The sequence below is a fragment of the Marinomonas shanghaiensis genome (genome assembly GCF_003259175.1).
GTDB lineage: Bacteria > Pseudomonadota > Gammaproteobacteria > Pseudomonadales > Marinomonadaceae > Marinomonas > Marinomonas shanghaiensis.
The window spans coordinates 166,777-185,090 of record NZ_QGOK01000008.1; the positions used below are offsets into that span (position 1 = coordinate 166,777).

At 39.4% G+C, this 18,314-nt stretch carries 14 protein-coding genes and 1 tRNA gene; 5 read left to right on the top strand and 10 right to left on the bottom strand.

Features of this window, described 5'->3' with window-relative positions:
• Positions 1–2 precede the first annotated feature (2 nt).
• Positions 3–815: a molybdenum-dependent transcriptional regulator ModE gene (locus DKT73_RS08705; protein WP_111638187.1), complete on the bottom strand. Its 813-nt coding sequence runs from the start codon at positions 813–815 to the stop codon at positions 3–5.
• A 513-nt stretch (positions 816–1,328) separates the two neighbouring features.
• Here DKT73_RS08705 and DKT73_RS08710 point away from each other — a divergent pair.
• Positions 1,329–2,537: a tyrosine-type recombinase/integrase gene (locus DKT73_RS08710; RefSeq protein WP_111638167.1), complete on the top strand. Its 1,209-nt coding sequence runs from the start codon at positions 1,329–1,331 to the stop codon at positions 2,535–2,537.
• A gap of 12 nt (positions 2,538–2,549) precedes the next feature.
• On the opposite strand, the gene DKT73_RS08715 is transcribed toward DKT73_RS08710, so the two are convergent.
• The 6 genes from DKT73_RS08715 to DKT73_RS08740 all read right to left on the bottom strand — a co-directional run bounded on the left by DKT73_RS08715 (position 2,550) and on the right by DKT73_RS08740 (position 11,029).
• Positions 2,550–3,680, bottom strand: a complete 1,131-nt coding sequence (locus tag DKT73_RS08715; protein ID WP_111638168.1) for a reverse transcriptase family protein — start codon at positions 3,678–3,680, stop codon at positions 2,550–2,552.
• 116 nt (positions 3,681–3,796) lie between these two features.
• Entirely contained in the window at positions 3,797–6,016 is a 2,220-nt protein-coding gene (locus tag DKT73_RS08720; protein ID WP_111638169.1) for a retron Eco8 family effector endonuclease, read from the bottom strand.
• Positions 6,017–6,064: 48 nt separating this feature from the next.
• Positions 6,065–8,590, bottom strand: coding sequence for a MobF family relaxase (gene mobF / locus DKT73_RS08725; protein ID WP_111638170.1), 2,526 nt, complete (start codon positions 8,588–8,590; stop codon positions 6,065–6,067).
• Entirely contained in the window at positions 8,590–10,317 is a 1,728-nt protein-coding gene (locus tag DKT73_RS08730) for a type IV secretion system DNA-binding domain-containing protein (protein ID WP_111638171.1), read from the bottom strand. Before DKT73_RS08730 ends, mobF begins: the two co-directional genes overlap by 1 nt.
• Complete coding sequence (locus DKT73_RS08735; RefSeq protein WP_111638172.1) at positions 10,314–10,592, bottom strand: hypothetical protein; 279 nt, start codon at positions 10,590–10,592, stop codon at positions 10,314–10,316. The genes DKT73_RS08730 and DKT73_RS08735 overlap by 4 nt, the downstream gene beginning before the upstream one ends.
• 191 nt (positions 10,593–10,783) lie before the next feature.
• The gene (locus DKT73_RS08740) at positions 10,784–11,029 is read right to left on the bottom strand and encodes a helix-turn-helix domain-containing protein (protein WP_111638173.1); all 246 of its coding nucleotides are present in this window, start codon (positions 11,027–11,029) and stop codon (positions 10,784–10,786) included.
• 115 nt (positions 11,030–11,144) lie between these two features.
• Here DKT73_RS08740 and DKT73_RS08745 point away from each other — a divergent pair, with 115 nt between their 5' ends.
• Complete coding sequence (locus DKT73_RS08745) at positions 11,145–12,215, top strand: hypothetical protein (RefSeq protein WP_111638174.1); 1,071 nt, start codon at positions 11,145–11,147, stop codon at positions 12,213–12,215.
• Positions 12,216–12,335: 120 nt separating this feature from the next.
• Here the strand turns inward: DKT73_RS08745 and DKT73_RS08750 are convergent.
• From DKT73_RS08750 to DKT73_RS08760, 3 genes are all read right to left on the bottom strand, one after another.
• Positions 12,336–12,412 (bottom strand) — tRNA-Ile (locus tag DKT73_RS08750).
• 163 nt (positions 12,413–12,575) lie between these two features.
• Entirely contained in the window at positions 12,576–12,905 is a 330-nt protein-coding gene (locus DKT73_RS08755) for a DHCW motif cupin fold protein (protein WP_111608850.1), read from the bottom strand.
• Between the two features lie 112 nt (positions 12,906–13,017).
• Complete coding sequence (locus DKT73_RS08760) at positions 13,018–13,755, bottom strand: GntR family transcriptional regulator (RefSeq protein ID WP_111638175.1); 738 nt, start codon at positions 13,753–13,755, stop codon at positions 13,018–13,020.
• Between the two features lie 184 nt (positions 13,756–13,939).
• Between DKT73_RS08760 and DKT73_RS08765 the strand changes: the two genes are divergently transcribed.
• The 3 genes from DKT73_RS08765 (at position 13,940) to DKT73_RS08775 (ending at position 18,085) form a co-directional block, all read left to right on the top strand.
• Complete coding sequence (locus DKT73_RS08765; RefSeq protein ID WP_111638176.1) at positions 13,940–14,785, top strand: amidohydrolase family protein; 846 nt, start codon at positions 13,940–13,942, stop codon at positions 14,783–14,785.
• 36 nt (positions 14,786–14,821) lie between these two features.
• Positions 14,822–16,120: an SLC13 family permease gene (locus tag DKT73_RS08770; protein WP_111638177.1), complete on the top strand. Its 1,299-nt coding sequence runs from the start codon at positions 14,822–14,824 to the stop codon at positions 16,118–16,120.
• Positions 16,121–16,189: 69 nt separating this feature from the next.
• Positions 16,190–18,085 (top strand): methyl-accepting chemotaxis protein, encoded by a 1,896-nt coding sequence (locus DKT73_RS08775; RefSeq protein ID WP_111638178.1) that lies wholly within the window; start codon positions 16,190–16,192, stop codon positions 18,083–18,085.
• Positions 18,086–18,314: the final 229 nt, after the last annotated feature.

An 18,314-nucleotide genomic window follows, 5' to 3' on the forward strand; every position in this document is an offset into this window, starting at 1 on the left:
CATCACGCGTCTTTCAGCAAAATAACACTGGGGGCTTTAAATAATGCACAGGCTGTCATGCCTGGTTCCAATGCCAGCTCTGTCGCACTCACATTAGTAATCATTGCCGATACTGACTTGCCACCACCAATGTCTATCGTCACGTCCGTGTTCACCGCGCCGGGCAACAAACGTGAAACCGTACCGATCAGCTTGTTTCGAGCGCTGGTCATAATGTCGGTATTTGTACTCAAAATCACCGAAGAAGCTTTAATCAAGGCCACCACGTCACTGCCTTCCTCCAAGCCAAGCTGCTCAACGCTTTCCTGAGTGATCATCGCGATGATCGATTGATCAGTGCCAATATCCAGCTCCACTTCAGCATTCACCGCGCCAAGCGTAATATGGCTCACCGTACCGCGAAATTGGTTTCTAGCACTGGTTTTCATCCTCTCCCCTCTCATAAAACTCGCCACGTCATTTAGGCTATGTAACTTATCCCCAAGACGGGCAATAAAGTGCTGATGCTCTTCTTGCAAAGCTTGAAAACCCGCAATCACTTTGTGCCCCAATTCCGTCAGCCGCGTCCCACCGCCTTGCGCACCACCCGTAGAGCGGACCACCAAAGGCTGACTGGACATATTATTCATCGCATCAATACGATCCCACGCCGTTTTATAACTGATCCCCACCTGCTTCGCCGCCTTGGAAATAGAACCACACGCCTCAATCGCCACCAGCAACTCAATCTGCGCCGACGCAAAAGACTTATGCTGATCGGTTAACAGGAAAACCTCCCCCTTTAACCCTGACAATGCTGTTTTCTTATCCGTCATAAACACCTGCTTACTCATTTCATCTCGGGTCTTAATAAACAGTTTACCCTAGAAGACATTTTAATCCCTATGGTGTTAAAAAACACAATCAGACAAACCAAATCAAAAAGTAGTAATATGTTGTGATGCGTGTTTTGTTGATATAAATGAACAACCTAGATTACGGCTTTGTAGGTCGCGGCTTTAGCCCGACAAGATGGCTTCACCCCTTTACCGGTGATTATCGACTAACCCATTCAAAATGCAGACAATAAAAAAGCCCCGATACGTCAGTTTTCACTAACCTATCGGGGCTTATTTTATATGGTGGGCCTGCCCAGACTTGAACTGGGGACCTGCCGATTATGAGTTTTAATCCCTATTGGTTGATGCAGCTTCACGCAGATTGATAAAAATATATTTATACTTATAAATCAATTATTTAAATTTTAAACAGTTTTATTAAACTTTACTTAACTATACCTATATTGATAGATTATGTAGCACATTTGTAGCACGTAATTTAGGTATCATATGAAACTGAAGTTCACTAAAGAGATCATTTCCGCCATAGAGCCGTCAGATAAAAGACAGCGCATTCAAGACGCCAAGGTCGATGGTTTAGTAATAGAAGTGCTTCCCTCTGGTAGAAAATCGTTTCGTGTCTACAAACGCCTCAAAGGGCATACCTCTCCTGTAAGCATTACATTAGGTCAATTCCCTTCTTTGACTATTGAAAACGCTCGAAAAAAAGCACTAGAGGAATTATCCAAGCTTGCACATGGCATCAACCCAAATGAACAAGCAAAAGCCGATGCCAAGTCAAAAATCACACTTATAGAAGTTTATGATGACTACATATCACAAAAGGAGCTGTCTGAGTCGAGCTTACGAGGCTATAACCAAATAATGCGATCCTATCTTGCTGACTGGCATAAATCGGCTCTTGCAGACATTACAGAGAGTATGATCAAAGAAAAACACGCGAGTCTCTCATGCACTAGTCGAGCGCAAGCCGACTATTGCATGAGAGTACTCAGAGCTTTGTACAACTTTGCTCAATTCGAATATAAAAACGCCCAAGATAGACCAATCTTTCTCTATAATCCCGTTCAGATACTAAGCCATAAAAGACAATGGAATCACGTACCACGAAAGCAAACACGTCTGACTCGATCTGAAATCCCTAAATTATTGAGCGGCTTAAATACGATTCGTGAAACCGCAGACACATTTTTGTTTGCGGTCTGTGACTTTGTTGAAATAGCCCTATTCACAGGATTAAGAAAATCAGAACTACTAAACTTGAAATGGGAACAGGTAAACCTTGAAGAACGAACTTTCCGAATTTTAGAGACAAAAAATGGTGATGCGTTAGAACTACCAATGGCAGATCATTTACATTCTATTTTTGAAAGACGCAAGGAAATGACCAACAATGATTATGTTTTTCAAGCAGATAACGACTATGGATATGTTCGAGAGCCCAAAAAATCAATACAGAAAATTATAGATGAAACAGAGATTAACTTTACACTTCATGACCTTAGAAGAACATTTACAAGCTCAGCTGAAATATTAAGGATAGGAACTTACACTATAAAAAGATTACTTAATCACAAAACTCAAAGAAACGATGTTACTGCAGGCTACTCCATCTTAACCTCAGAAGAATTGAGAATACCATCTCAGGAAATTGAAAATCATTTAATTAAATTAAAAGAAAATCAACCTAAGAATTGATTTTCATATTTTTTATAACTTCCTATCTTTATAAATTTTATTAATTGCTTTTTCTATAGATTTTATTATTTTACCACTTACAACTAAAAAATCATTATCAATAGATCTATCTTTTCTATCAAACTCATGAAATGATATCAAATATGATCTATAACCAACCAATAAATTTAAAATTTGACTTTTTTCATATTCGCTCCTGTACTTTGAGATACCTTTATTATAATAGTTAGTCTTATCAAAATCTTTTTTTGCATATTTTTTCAAAATGATTTCATACGACCACCCCTTTTTTAGAGCGTGAATGATTTTATTTATATTCTTCAATTTACTTGACGATAATCTTAGCCCTTTCCTTTCTAGATACGAATCAATAACATAACCATTAACTGACAAAACCCCTTTACTCTGGATCGTTTTTGCATTATTCAGCTTAAACCCGCCTCTATTTAAAATATATTTAATTTCTTCATGAAATCTATTAGAAAAAAGTGTTTTATCACTAATATTTGAAGAAAAAAGCATATCGTCAGCATATCTTGAGTACTTTATATTATGCTTTTCACAAAACTCGTGAATAACTATATCAAAACGCCTAAAAACTATATTGGATATCAATGGAGAAGTGGAAAACCCCATTGGTAAAATCCTCCTTCCAGAAATAAAAGAATCTCCATAACTCGAAGGAACATTAAGCATAACCAGATTCAAGAAAACATCTATTATTTTCTCCTTTCCCTTCTCCTTTCCATTATCAACGAAATATTCATCTAAAAAGTAAGATTCAAATGTTTCTTTTATAATTTCATAGGATATAGAATGAAAAAATGATTTTAGATCAAGCCTTAAGAAGTTGTAGTTCTCTACGTGCGGTGAAAAAAAATCTAAATAGCTTTTACCATTTTTATATGCCACCGAAGCTGAATTTATTTTGATTTTACTCAAAAAACTTAAGTTTAATTTTTTTAAATATCCATCTCTTTCGACTCTAGACACTAAACTAAAGAATGTTTTGTTATTGAATTTTAAAGTTTTTACGTCATCAACATTGAGCATCGGCCAAGACTGCGTTAAAACAACTAGCCTAGACTGACTATCAGAGGAGAGTATATTTAATAGGTCTTTAGAGTTTAATTTTTTAAACATATGAGGAAAGCTTCTTCTCCGATACCATGAACAATCTTTACACACCGTGAGTTGCTAGCAACTTAAAGGCATAGTTGACAGATAGATAGTAAATTAGGGCTAGAATCGTTAAACGATCAGGTGCGAACACCCCCCACTTCTATCGAAGAAGAAGCTTGCTCTAAAATATACGATAACTCAGGAAATGCCAACTTAAAATTAGGCATGAAGTAATTATAATCTAACTTCTCAATTTCTAAAATTGAAAAATCTAAGAATTCAGTCACCCAACCACTAGTTTTTTTCATATAAGGAGATAGTACCTTAAGATCATTTTCCTTAAGTTGTTTTATAAGATTAAGAATTTTTTCGTCCAGTCTATCGGATGAGTTATTTTTAATACTAATCAAACTATCTGTCTTTCCCTCAAAAATAAGTCTATAAAATACAACTTCATTTTCTTTATTTAGAATAGATCTAATTTTATTTCTCACTTCACGAAGATACTTTTTTTTCACATTATCTAAAAATAATTTATCATTACCATCACATGTAAATCCACGATCCTGAGAAGTGAATAGCTTATTAAATGATTCTATATAATTAGCACTGTTGGACTTCATCTTTATAATATCAGCTCTAGGGTTTTTTGATGCTTGATAGCATTTTCCAAATACCAAACTAACAATCCATCTTTCAAAAATCCATTTTGACTCATTACAAATCAACAAACCTTCAATTGTGTCATTTAAAAAATTATAACCTCTTTTATTTGCAATGAAATTCAACTTGCTAGTTACAATTTTATTATTAAAACCTAAAAAAGAAGTACCTAAAGAATCTAAAGAAAATACTTTTTTATCCAAAGTAAATATGTAATCTAAATGATAAAGAGCTACATTTTTAAAATTTGAATAAAGCGAAAATCTTTCTTTATTAAATGCACCTTTAAGTTTAAAATTGTCATCAATATATTTAAGCTTTCCAGTGTTGTAATCAAACTGAACTATTTTATCCAAATCATATAAAACCATATATGGAATAGATGCATTACTATAACTTGGTGCTATATACTTAAGTGTGACATTATTTGCACCATAAACATCAATTCTATTTAGAATTGGAAATTTCCTTGACAGATTAAAATTACCAAAGAGTTCAATTTCAGTTTGTCCTTCAACAAACAAAATAAAATCACTAAAAAATAACCTCGCTTCATTATCCCCAAAAGAATTAATAAATCTAGCATCAGAATATGTTGAATTAAGCACATTTATTCTTGTAGGTTTCTTACTTTTTTTTGTGAAGTGGTAAACTCTTTGATTATTTTTGAAAAGCTTTATACATTGTTTTAAAATATTAGGGGAATGTGTGGAGAGAATCACTTTGGGATATGGCGTCTTATATTTCCCTACCTCAACATCATCTTTTGTTTTTTTAAATGACATATATACATCGTAAATTCTATTTATTAACTGCTCATTTAATCGTGGGTGAAGACCAACTTCAGGCTCATCAACAAATATAAACGGAGAAATATATTCTCGTCTTGTTAGGCTTATTAACAGTGTTATCATTATTTCAATAAATTTATGTGAATTCGTTCCATCAGATTGAGTTTTTATATCTTCTCCAAAATGAACAAAATCATGTCCTTTTAATGCTATTTTTATATAACTAAGAACCTTATCTCTATAGCTATAGCCTTTTGTATCAATTAATTTTTCAACAGATTGAACATATTTTTTATAGTCGCCGCTACCATTAGCAATTTTATCGTCTAAGAAATCCATCAACTCATTGTTAGACAAGCCTTTAAGGTTGAATGTATTCAATTTGCATACAATATCCCAAACCTTATTCCAATCATATAAATCTATATGCCTAGAATCAATATCAAAAAAAGGAAATAAATTATAAACACCTTCTCTTTTTTTTGAGTCTTTATCAGACCAAACGATTGCTCCATCTTTAAAAACTTTAAGAGTTAGACTAAAAAGTATAGGTTTATTTTCTGAAAACTCAAACAAACTAGCTATATCTGTAATACTATTTTTGAAAAAAACATTATAGATATTTTTAAGGTAGGCACTTTTTGTGTTTGACCTAACAATCGATTTAATTCTGGTAAGATCATATGTTAATGTAATAGAGCCAAAAGAGTCATATTTTGAATTCAGCTCAGGAGAAATAACCTTTTCACCGTTAAGACTATTATAGAAAAACCTCAACAATTTCAACAAATTAGATTTCCCTACATTATTCTTACCTATAATACAGTTAAAATCATTAATATCGTCCATTAAAAAATCATCAAATGACAATAGATTTTTAATCTTTATCGACTTTATAGTCATCGCACTTCCATTTAGTTAATAGTTTTAATTGGAAAATTAAAATCAATTTTACACTTCAATATCTTTTTCGATATCAAAATTTTCCATTGCTAACCTAGCCGTGTTTTCCTTAGACATAATACTAATAAGCATTTCTTCTCTCTTACCATCTAGTATTGACATGTCTCGGTTTGAGTCAGGAAGAAGTTCTCCTATCTCATAGTGATTATAGAAAATATGAGACTCGTCTTTATGACGGCTTGCGGCAACATAGACACTTGCTCTATCCATTCCTGAAGTGTAATAAACAAATGTATTACCATCTACTGTTGTACCCTGCGAGCTGTATACTGTCAGCGCATATGCATGACACAAGTTCGTCCCTTTTTCATCTGCATATTCTGAAGATAGAAAACTCACTTTACGACCATCATCCGCTCTTATTGAAAACTCTACATTTGCGCTTTCAACAACTCGAATAGACTCTATAGTTCCTAACGTACCATTAGATACACCAAGCTTTCTATAATCATTGCGACAAAATTTAATTCGGTCGCCCTTAGAAAATTCCGTTTTAAACGACTTATCAGCGACACTACACGAAAGTGGAATATTTTCTTGGCCTACGCGCCCCTCTGATATGTGAATATCTCTAATTACTTTACTAATTTCCTGTACATCACTCCACCGCTGCGCAATGACAAGAGAGGCTTTGTCAGGGTTGGCTTTATGATACTTATGCCAGCCATCTACTAAGGCTTTTTTAGTATTCTCTGCATTCTCATGAAAGTGAAGGCACCCTTTCTCATCAAGCATTTTAAGAGCCTTTTCTGCTTTTCCATCCCTTAAATCTGCCACTACCCCACGAGCCCATGCTGTTCGTTGCCTGCGTATGTTTTCAATACGCTGAGTACCGATTATTTCTGGATTTGATAGATAGCGCAGTGACCCGCCTCTATTGATCGCATCTAATTGTTTATCTTCACCAGTCAGTATCAATTTACACTGGGCCTGATAAGCACAATGCGTTAGCTTTTGTAGATCAGTACTAGGTAATTGACCAGCTTCATCGACAACTAAAACGCCTGTAGATGATAGAGGGTTAGTGCCATTCGTAATTTTATTAATCAACGAGGCAACTGTTACTGATCGGATTCCTGTTTCTTCCTGAAGGTTATCAGCCGCTTTTTTAGCAATACTGGCACCTAAGACCTTATAGCCCTTCTCGTTATAGGCATGTCTTGCAGCTAACATTAAAGTCGTTTTTCCAGCGCCAGCCGAGCCTTGCACAATCGAAATATCAGGCCCGTTTAGAGCATTGTATACAGCTTCTATTTGTTCATCGTCAAAAGGAAAACCGAGCTCCGACTCAGCCTTTTTCAAAGCTTTTTGAATTTCAGGTTCAGATAGACTTTTAGTGAAACGACTCGATAAATCACGAGCGGTTTGTACCATCATGCGCTCACAGTTTAAAACTGATTGAGTAGTATATTGTGGATCAAACGGATTTTCTGCACTTAACTCTACAACCTCCTGATCTCTGATCAACCGCTTAACGTTTTGCTCACACTCAGCAGCGTTAATTCCGCTCTGAACGGATTGAATAGCTGTTTGATAAAATAGGTCTTGAGGCCTAAAAGTCGCCCTCTTATCAGTAATTGAGTACAGAATTTGATCGTCTTCTGGTAACTCAGCACCCAAAAGAGTTTCAGTCTGTATAGACTTTAGAGTCTCTGTATGAAAGCCAATATTATCCATTTCACCTTGCCAACTTTTTAACAATGCCTGATGATCAACTAAGCCTTTATCTTTTCGGGTATCCAGTTTGATTAAATCACCCGCTTTACTCGCGCTTGAAGAAACGCCTTTTTTTTCCAGCTCTTCACGTATGTTTTTTGAACGCTTAGAGAAATGTTCACACAGTTCTTTATCAACACCAGAGACATGAAACGAATCTTCATCTCTTTCGATTTGAAAACCTAGCTCTTTCATCTGTGCTGCTAATTCCGCTCGATATAACGCACCCGCTGCTTTTTGCCACTGATAGATTTTACGGGAATCAATGCTTCCCCATGAATCATCCAGCCGTGGCGCTACATTACAGATTACTGCGTGTGTATGAAGCTGCGGATCTTGCTCCCTAGAAGTGCAATGATTAAAAGTCGCCGCGACTAGACCAGCGGTACGTTCTAACGTTTCGCCACCTTTACCTCGCCTTGTAAATGATGCGTAACGCTCAAGTGCATCGATCCCTCGTTTTACAGCTATTGTTTGGGCTTCCTGAATTTTTGACCTTAAATCGTCATCTGCTCTCGCCCACAAAACAGAGACCGATTTTGGAGCGCTAAAAGTACTATCCCAACCTAATCGTCTTTTTTCTGAATAAGCATTTTGAACAAGAGAAGCGCCCGAAGGCGCTCCTCCATTTATCAAAGCTTCCAATGAGTTCTTCTCTACTGATTTTCCGTGGAGTCTTAGCTGACGACAACCAAGGCCGTACCATTGACCTGGAGGCTCACCAGACCCGAGGTAATAGTCCTCAGCAGCTAGGTCTGTATAGTATGAAATTGTTCTAATCGGAGAGATCGTCAGCATTATGAGCGACCTCCAAACAATTTATTTTCAGACTTATTCTCTTTTTTTGGACGTTCAGTTAACCATTCCGCAGGAACGTGCTCCTCCGCAATAGTTTTTTTCTTATAAAGCGGCCACTGCAAACGAAATACACCTTCCCAACTAGGCACCATGAGGTAACCAATTACTCCTTTTTTGGTTGGCATTTCAATGTGTGTGAGATCATGTTCACTAACAACAGGTTCACTAGACCGCTGCCATGTTTTTTCGTTACCGACCTGTGATGGCCGCTCAACAATACGATCACCAAAAACGTTAGAGACGTATTCCGAGTCTCCTCCCGCTCCACCTATGCGCATAGCAACAACGATTGAGAAAAGGTTTAAAATCGTATCTGCATCATGTTCTCCATAATTGTTTTTGATTTGTGAGATTGATTGAGTTCCAAATACGGCTCTCCCTCCACGTGAGCGTGCTAACTCAAGCCACATTTTAATACTTGGATTTGGCGGTAAATTTGCCATCTCATCAATAAACAACCACGTATCCCGCGTATTTTTCATTGGTAGTGATAAAAAGTGCTTTGTCATCAATGACAATAACGCGTTGCACAGTGGTGCTCCAATCGATTTATACCGTGGGTCAGATTGAACTATTACTGTGTTTGGTACTTTTTTATGATTGCTACAAACCCACTCTCTAATCGAGAACTTTGGTTTATCGGAATCTCCCCATGCAATCGCTAGAGTTTCAATCCAGCTAAGTTCTGCTATAAGGTTGACGTAAAATCCTTGTGTTGTTTTAGAGCCTTCCACGATAAATGAAGCCGCAATGGGATAGTGACGTTGCAATAAAGACAGCATTTCAGACTGTGATAGCTGAATACGTTGCTTAATATCAGACCAACTCCATATGTTTTTTTCTTCTAAAAGACTGACTAACATTCCAGTAAAAATTAGTCGAGCACCCTTTAGCCACATAGGATCTTGGGAGTTACTATCTGGTATTAAATTAAAAGCAATCATTTCAGCATCATGTTCATTTCTAACGTCTTTTGCAATGTCCCAAATAAATGATCTATCATCCCAAGGAGCTATCAAAATGGTTTTGTTATTAAAGAAAAAAGTTGTAAATTCTTTTTTCTCATCATAAATAAAAACCTTATCGTTTCTCGTTATAGCCTGATCTATAATCGGAAGAATTACTGTGGTTTTTCCTCCACCGGCAGTACCAAGGGTTAAAATATTGGACTGCTCATCCTTTTTTGTTAGAACAGTATCTGGATAAATATTTATACCTCTGTTTTTTCTTCCTGACTTTTTTAGAGTTTTCTTTGCTTTTACCTTAGCAATAGATATAGCTTTTCTCCCTATATAAAGTTTAGCACCATCAACATGCCTACTAAGATCTCGCCCACCTTCTTCCCAAGCTAGTTTCTTTGTTAATTTATAAGAAACCAGAAACGAAAATAATAATGGAATAATCAAATGAATATAGAAATGCAATACTAAATTTTCTCTTTCTAACCAGTTCCAGTACTGAATCCAATCATAACCAGAACCACCTAATGCCACCTTTTTAAAAAGACTTAAAAAATATTTGTAATATTCTGAGATGGCACCCCATCCAGTAAGCCAATTCCAAGTCAGCCAAATGATGCTACAAAATAGCAACGTAAAGGCGATACCAAAAAACAGAAAAATCGAGTTCCAATCCTGTGCTTTTTCGTTTGGTGTAGCTCTCATCATTGATTACCTCCATTTAAGCGTTGTCTAGCAATCTCACGTTCATGATCACTAAGATTTGCAACAGCACATACAATTGAAAACATTCTGTTCGTGATTCGACGCTCTAAATCTACGAACCGCTGATCTAGAGACAACTGCTCATGATTAGCGGAAATTATGGCTCGAATATGCTCCGCAACAGACTCATTTTTTTGTTCAGCATCGTGCACAATGCGGTTATAATCTGACGTTGAAAAACGTACAGTGATTGCTCGGTTTACACTTTTTTTAGACATAAGAATTCCTTGAGCGTGATTTCAATGAAATCCGCTTTAAACAATTGAATTAATTAAACTTTTAATAATGGAATTGAGAAATCAATTCTCTAACTGAAATCAGCTACACCCTAGTAGTCCTAGCCCTCAGCACAGATTTAAAAGAGCCATGCAATGCATCGAAAGGTGCGTTGGGGTCTGATAGAAAACCTTTAAAGTTCATCCATTTTTTCCCCCGTGTGAGTGATTGTCCGGCGATCTAAAAAAGACTCCAGATCACTGATGCGATACATTACTCGACGTCCAATTTTCACGAAGCGTAGTCCGTATCGCCCGTTACAAGCCCAAGCGCTCAGCGTTTGATGGCGTACACCCAAAAATTCAGCCGCTTCATTCCGACTTAGTAATCGGTCTCTATATTTATTTTCTACTGATTGTTTATTTCTTTCAGCTACCATATTAATCTCCATTGCTGTAATACATAGTGCGATCAAATGCCACACCGTTAGACTAACGATGATGAAAGTAGATAGCTCATTTTCATTGTTGACAAAAAGTATAAGAGGCTAAATTTTGTCCAATAAATACATTTCAAAAGAAGCAAGAATATCTAAATTACTTGAAAACAAAGTTTCACACTTAGAGGGCGATGTTAGTGATAGTTTTAAAGAATCCATATGGGTCTTAATTAAGTATTGCGACAGTAAAAAAGGATTTACTCTCTTCAATGATAAAAGATACAACACGCTATCTTTTTTCAGTTTATTCAGATTGGAGTTAGAAAAAATATTAAATCGTTCAGTTGATGATATAAGTAAAGAAAAAAATGCCTCAGGTAGCATGGTATCTTCTATTTTATATAATATAAAAAATGAGATCTTATGGGTGGAATCTAAATGGAGAAAGAAACACGATAAATTGAATAGCTTTATCGATTTCATTCAAACAACTAACATGTGGATTTCTTCAGATAGAAATTTTTCTGTTAATAGTAGAGTAGGTGAGATAAATAATGAACTATTGGTAATCGCAGATATATTAGTAGGAATCCAGACTATAACTAGCGAAGTAAATAAAAGTGAAAACAACAATGTTAATATATGCAAATACTGCTTTAGAGTAACCCTTAGTAGCTGGAATCTTTGTTGTAAAAATCATGCATCAGACACATATAATGAAAAAAGAACCAATACTGCTTATAATAGAGGAAAAAGGAACTTCAATAAGCTTGGAGATGATGACAAGAAAAGCCTATCTCTCTACAAAGCACTAAGAGAAAGCTTGGGAGACGAGGTCTATTTCTACTCTAATTTTAGTAGCTCAGACTATCTTGAAGGTGGAACACTTTTGATTGACGCTACATTACACAATGCAATATACAACATACAAAAAGATGACTGGTCACAGGAAACTATCAAATTAGTTGAAAAGCACCTCGCTCAATTCTCAAATATCTTTGAAAAAATAAAACCATACCTTTCAAAGTCATCAAGTTATTATGAGTTTAGGCAAAGTTGCTTAAGTCAGTCCATTTTAGACCACGAAGAAGAACCGTCTGAACACCCATACTGGCTTTTCCAAGCTCTTAAAATTGAAAATAGTTTCAGACAACCAAGAAAAAATAGCAAGAAAAGCATTACATAGTAGACTCAGCTAAGCGCTGTTTCTAACTTGTATTTTTCATATGTAGCACCTATGTAGCACGAGAAATAAAAAAGCCCCTAGAAGTTAGCGTTAACTAACCCTCTAGAGGCTTATTTTATATGGTGGGCCTGCCCAGACTTGAACTGGGGACCTGCCGATTATGAGTCGGATGCTCTAACCAACTGAGCTACAGGCCCTAAAAGCGTTGCAGATTATAGCGGCATGCTTGCCGCTTGCCAAGAAGTCGATGCCATTTATATGTAATAATTTTTCGAAAGTGGTTGATTATTGGCATATTTTTTAACCAACTAGATAATCAAGGCAAGTCGCTTAGCGCTATCTTCTATCAATGTAGAAGGCTCAGTCCACAATAAAAAGAGTCGCGCCTTCTGTTGTGGAAGAACGATGGGGTTCGGCATCGTCGGCCACTTGATAACTCATGCCAGCGGACAGAACAAAGGTACGACCGTCTTTTAAGACCGTTTTCAGCTCGCCACTCATGCAAAAAAGAATGTGACCTTTAGTACACCAGTGGTCGGCTAAATAACCAGCCGAATAAGTGACGATCCGTACACGAATATCGCCAAATTGCTTTGTCTGCCAGTAAGCAAAGCCACTTTCACCTTTGTGGGTGGTTTTCTCCACGCCTTGCCAATCAGTTACGCCAAAGGGTAAATCGGTAATCTTCATAATAACGCCTTAAATTCCTTCTATTCACAATACAATACCGCTCATTTGCACGGTATAACATAACCAGTAGTAAGCGTTAGCAACAGTGTAAGGTCAAGTACTATCTAACGGTTTAAGCAATCTCTATTTGATAACAAAATGTTTCAGCAGCACCATGGGAAATACGGTATTCCAAGGGCGTTTTATCGTAACCGTAGGCCACTCGTTCAATCACCGCAACGGGGCTGTTTTCCACTATTTTCAGTGCGTCTGCAATGCGCGTATTGGCTGTCTTAATGGTTAAGGTTTCTTTCGCTGACGCGATAAGCTGACCGCATTCTTGCTCATAAAACGGATAAAGCAAATTACCAAACTCGGACAATTCGAGATCAATCAGACGGCTAAATAACGACGCAGGCAACCAAATCTCTTCCGTTAGCACCACGCGCTCTTCCAAAAAACGCAGACGTTCAAGGCAAATAGCGCGGTCTGACGTTCTAATATTCAATGCATCAGCGACTTGCTTTGGCGCTGGTTTCATCGTTTTTGATAACAGTTGGCTTTTCGGCATGACAAAACGGCCATCCGACGACATTTGACGAAAAAAACGAAACAACGAAGCGTTGAAATCTGGTCGACGCACAAACGTGCCACGACCTTGGCTTCTATAAAGCAAACCATCGTTCACTAGCGTGTCCACCGCCTTACGGATCGTACCAATGGCCACGCCATAACTTTTGGTTAATTCACTTTCTGTCGGAATGGGCCGCTCCGGCAACCAAGTCCCTGCGCTGATGTTCTCTAGCAACTCATCACGTACCTGTTGATACAGCGGCAAACGTTTATCCCGCTCATGCTTGAAAAAAGTCATCGTCATCTCTTGTGTATAGGCTTTTGTTAACAAGCTCTTGTGGATGAGCTCTTATTAGTCGGCTCCATTCTAATGCTCAGGTTACAGAACGTCCACGATTGTTGACTTATTAATCATATAGACATATATTCATATATATGAATTACAAAAAATTACACTAATCTCTCACTTTGAATAATAAAAAATGACAAAACACGATTCTCAAAAAGACACTTCTTCGCCAATCGTCATCACTGGCATCGATACCCATGCGCACATATTTCGCACTGATCTTCCTATGGCCGAGCAGCGTCGATATGCGCCAGAATACAATGCGCAAGCCACAGAGTTTTTAGCTCAGTTAGCCGATCACAATATCTCCCATGGCGTGTTAGTTCAGCCTAGCTTTTTGGGCACTGACAATGGCTTTATGCTGACGGCGTTACGCGAACACCCCCAACGACTAAAAGGCATTGCCGTTGTCGATCCCAGCATTAGTGATGCCGAGTTGGACGAATTGGGCAAAGCGGGTGTGGTAGGTATCCGTCTTAATCTCATTAAAAAAACGCTGGAAGATTACACGGCACCGCTGTGGCAGAGCTTTTTCAGTAAATTGGCACAGCGCAACTGGGTAGTAGAAATTCAGCGAGAAATCGACGATTTAGCCAGTTTTCTACCGGCTATTTTAAAGTCCGGTGTTGAGATCATTATCGATCATTTTGGTCGCACCTTACATGGCATTCAAACATCCAACCCAGCTCATCGGGATTTTCTAGATTTACTGAGCAGTGGCGCACCAATTTGGACGAAGATCTCCGCCGCTTACCGCTGCGACGCCAATCTTGAGCAAGCACAGACCATGCTAGCCACTTTGCGCTCAGCTTATGGACACTCAGACTTTTTATTGTGGGGCAGTGATTGGCCAAATACACAATTTGAAGCACAAACCGACTACCCAAATCAGTACCGTTTTATGGAAGCATTACTGCCCAACATGGATGAGCGCAACAAAATTCTCATCACAAACCCAAGCAAACTGTTTGCGTTTTAACAATCCAATAAAAAAAACGAAAAGGAAATAATCACCATGAGTCTACTCGTTGTTGGAGCCATTCTCCTCTCCATCATTCTCGGCTATAAGACCCGCATTAATATCGGGCTTTTTGCCATCGCCTTTGCCTACTTGATTGGCAGTTTTGCGCTTGGACTGAGCCCAAACGACATCATTAAGATGTGGCCGCTGAAGATTTTCTTTATTATCTTCTCTGTGTCTTTGTTTTATAGCTTCGCCATCATCAATGGCACCTTGGAAAAATTGGCCGAGCATCTTATGTATCGTTGCCGACACTTTCCCCATTTATTGCCTTACGCCATTTTCATTACCACAACGATTATTTCGGCCTTAGGCGCAGGTTACTACACGGTATTAGCTTTTATGGCGCCCATTACCTTGTTGCTCTGCCAACGTACTGGCATGAGCATGGTGATTGGCTCTATGTCAGTCGGGTATGGTGCACTCACTGGCGCGAACTTCATGTCTAGCCAAAGCGGTATTATTTTCCGTGGCATCATGACCAACGCCGGGGTGTCGGAAAACCAAGCCTTTATCAATTCTATCGGCATTTTTCTAAGCACCGCGATTATTCCTTTTATCGTAATTACCGCGCTGATTTTTTTCACAAAACACCGTAGCACTATCGCTAAAGGTGGCTTTCAAATAGAGGCGCCCACGCCCTTTAACAAAGAACAACGTCAAACATTGACACTCACGCTTGTGATGATGGGATTGGTCTTGCTTGCTCCCATTTCACATCTCTTACTTCCTGACAATCAGACGATCACCTTCATTAATTCAAAAATGGACATTGGTTTGATCGCCAGTGTGTTCTCTGTCATCGCGTTGTTATTAAAATTAGGCGACGAACGCAAAGCCATTGCCTCTGTGCCTTGGTCAACGCTTATTATGATTTGTGGTGTGGGTATGTTGATCTCAGTTGCGATCAAAGCAGGCACCATTGACGATCTCGCCTCGTGGATCGGTACTTCTATCCCAGCGGTATTTGTACCTGTTGTGTTTGGGATTGTCGCGGCGTTTATGTCGTTGTTTGCCAGCACCTTAGGTGTGGTCACCCCTGCGCTTTTCCCAATCGTACCGTCCATAGCACAAAGTTTATCGCTAGACCCTATGATGCTCTTCATCTGTATCGTTGTGGGTGCACAGGCCACGGCTATTTCGCCTTTCTCCTCTGGTGGCAGTTTGATGCTGGGAGCCTGTCCAACTGAAGAAAGCCGCAACAAACTCTTTCCTCAGTTACTGTTTCGTGCCGCACCCTTGGGCTTTGCGGCCGCCTTATTATTCAACTTGCTAATCACTTTTGTGCTTTAGCGCACCTTAAACCTCTTTGGGCGTTGGCATCGCTAAGGTGCCGCGCCTTTTTTTATTGGAGATACCGGCATGACTCTTTCTTTGCGCACTCGTCTATTGAGTGTCAGCATTCTCGCGGTCGTCATTACAACGGCTTACCTTATTACCGAAACCACCTTATCTCTCACCCAGCAAATGCGCGACTCTTTATTGAAAGACGTACGCCACTTTGCAGGGGCTTATGGCGATAATACCAGTGAGTGGTTAAACAGCCGTAAAGTGATTGCCGCCTCTCTTGCCAACACCTTAGAGCGTGCACCGGATCAATCGCCCTATATCGCGATCAAACAAGCGTTTGACAGTGGCCAGTTTGCACTGACCTATTACGGCAACAACGACGGTAAAATGTATCGCCAAGATCCTGCTTTGGATGCCAAACGACCGGATTATGACCCTCGCGCACAAAACTGGTACCAAGATGCCATGAGCAAGGACAAAGCCAGCATACTGGGACCAAATCTCAGTTCTACCACAAAAGATCTGGTTATTATTCTGACTCACCCAGTTAATCGAAATGGACAAAAATTTGGTATGGTCGGTGCCAATCTCAGCCTAGATCAACTGTCTAAACAAGTGGGCGAACTCAACGTCCCAGGGTCGGGGTTTGCCATGATGGTGGCGTCCAACAACGACATAATTGCCCACCCAGACAGAGAGATGGTGATGCAGAAAGCCGAATCTATCGCTTCTATTTTTGCGCCTAGGCTCCTGTCTAACTTGGTCAAAGAAGACAAGTTGGTGGAAGAAACCCTAAACGGAAAAGAGATATTTGCCTATGGACAAGCCATTCCAGGCACAGATTGGTCGCTGATCTTTACGATGGACAAAAGCGAACTCATGGCTCCTGTCTATAAGGTCTTGGTTCGCCAAATGGTCACCGCTTTGCTTCTATTAATGGGTTTTATCGCTTTCCTATACTGGTTGTTCAAAGTTCTGTTCAGTGACTTAAACCGTGTCTCTAACGCCCTGCAAGATATCTCCAAAGGCAAAGGTGATTTACGTGCTCGCATAGAAGTGAAACGTGATGATGAAATCGGGGTATTAGCACAAGGTTTTAACGATTTTGTTGGCCACATGCACGGCGTGGTTGAACGTTTAAAAATCCTCTCCAAAGACGTCGCAGACGAAGCGCACAATGTCTCGAACTCCTCAACCCAAAGCGCCCAGCGTGTTGCCACCCAGCAACAAGAGATCGACATGGTGGCCTCTGCGGTGACCGAAATGGCCGCCGCCACCCACGAAATCGCTGGCAATGCAGAGCAAACCGCCAAAGCCGCCAGTCATTCGGTTGAATTGGGTCATAAAGGCAGTGCACAAGTGCAGAAAAGCCGTCACTCGACGTATGAACTTGCCAACGAAGTGAGCCTGGCTACCGAGCAAATCTCAGCATTGGATCACCACGCCCAGCAAATCAGCGGTATTTTATCGACCATTACAGGCATCGCAGAACAAACCAATTTATTAGCATTAAACGCCGCCATTGAAGCCGCACGCGCAGGCGAACATGGCCGAGGCTTTGCAGTCGTAGCGGACGAAGTACGCACCTTGTCCCAGCGCACTCATGCTTCCACAGAAGAAATTCAAAAAATGATTGAGCTGTTGCAAGAACAAACGTCGAAAGCCGTTACCTCGATGCAAAACAGCAGTACGAAAGCTCAAACCAGCGTCGCCGATGCCGATGCCGCCACACAAAGCTTAGAAGAAATAGCCAAAGCGATTATTAGCATTTCAGACATGGCCACACAAATTGCCACCGCAGCCGAAGAACAAACCGCCGTTACCCATGAGATAAGCCAAAACAGCGAAACCATTCGCCAAGTCGCCGCAGACTTAGCCGCTGAAAGTAAAACGGGTGTGGAACAATCCAAACGACTCAGCCAACTGGCCAAACAAGTCGACACCGAAGTGGGCCAGTTCCAGATCTAAGCAGCGTTTCTTTAAGGGGTAACTCGTCGGTCGACCTTTAGGCCGTCAAAAACCTGATAACACCAAACCAAAACCCTTGACGCACTAAAGCACGGCCTACAAAAAATGAATCACCTGTAGGTCGGCCTTTAGGCCGTCAAAACCCTATATAATTTAGGCATTAACTTCTCGATTGAATGCTTTACTTTAAATCATCAACATTGGTCAATACCCACGCACTGTTGTGCTG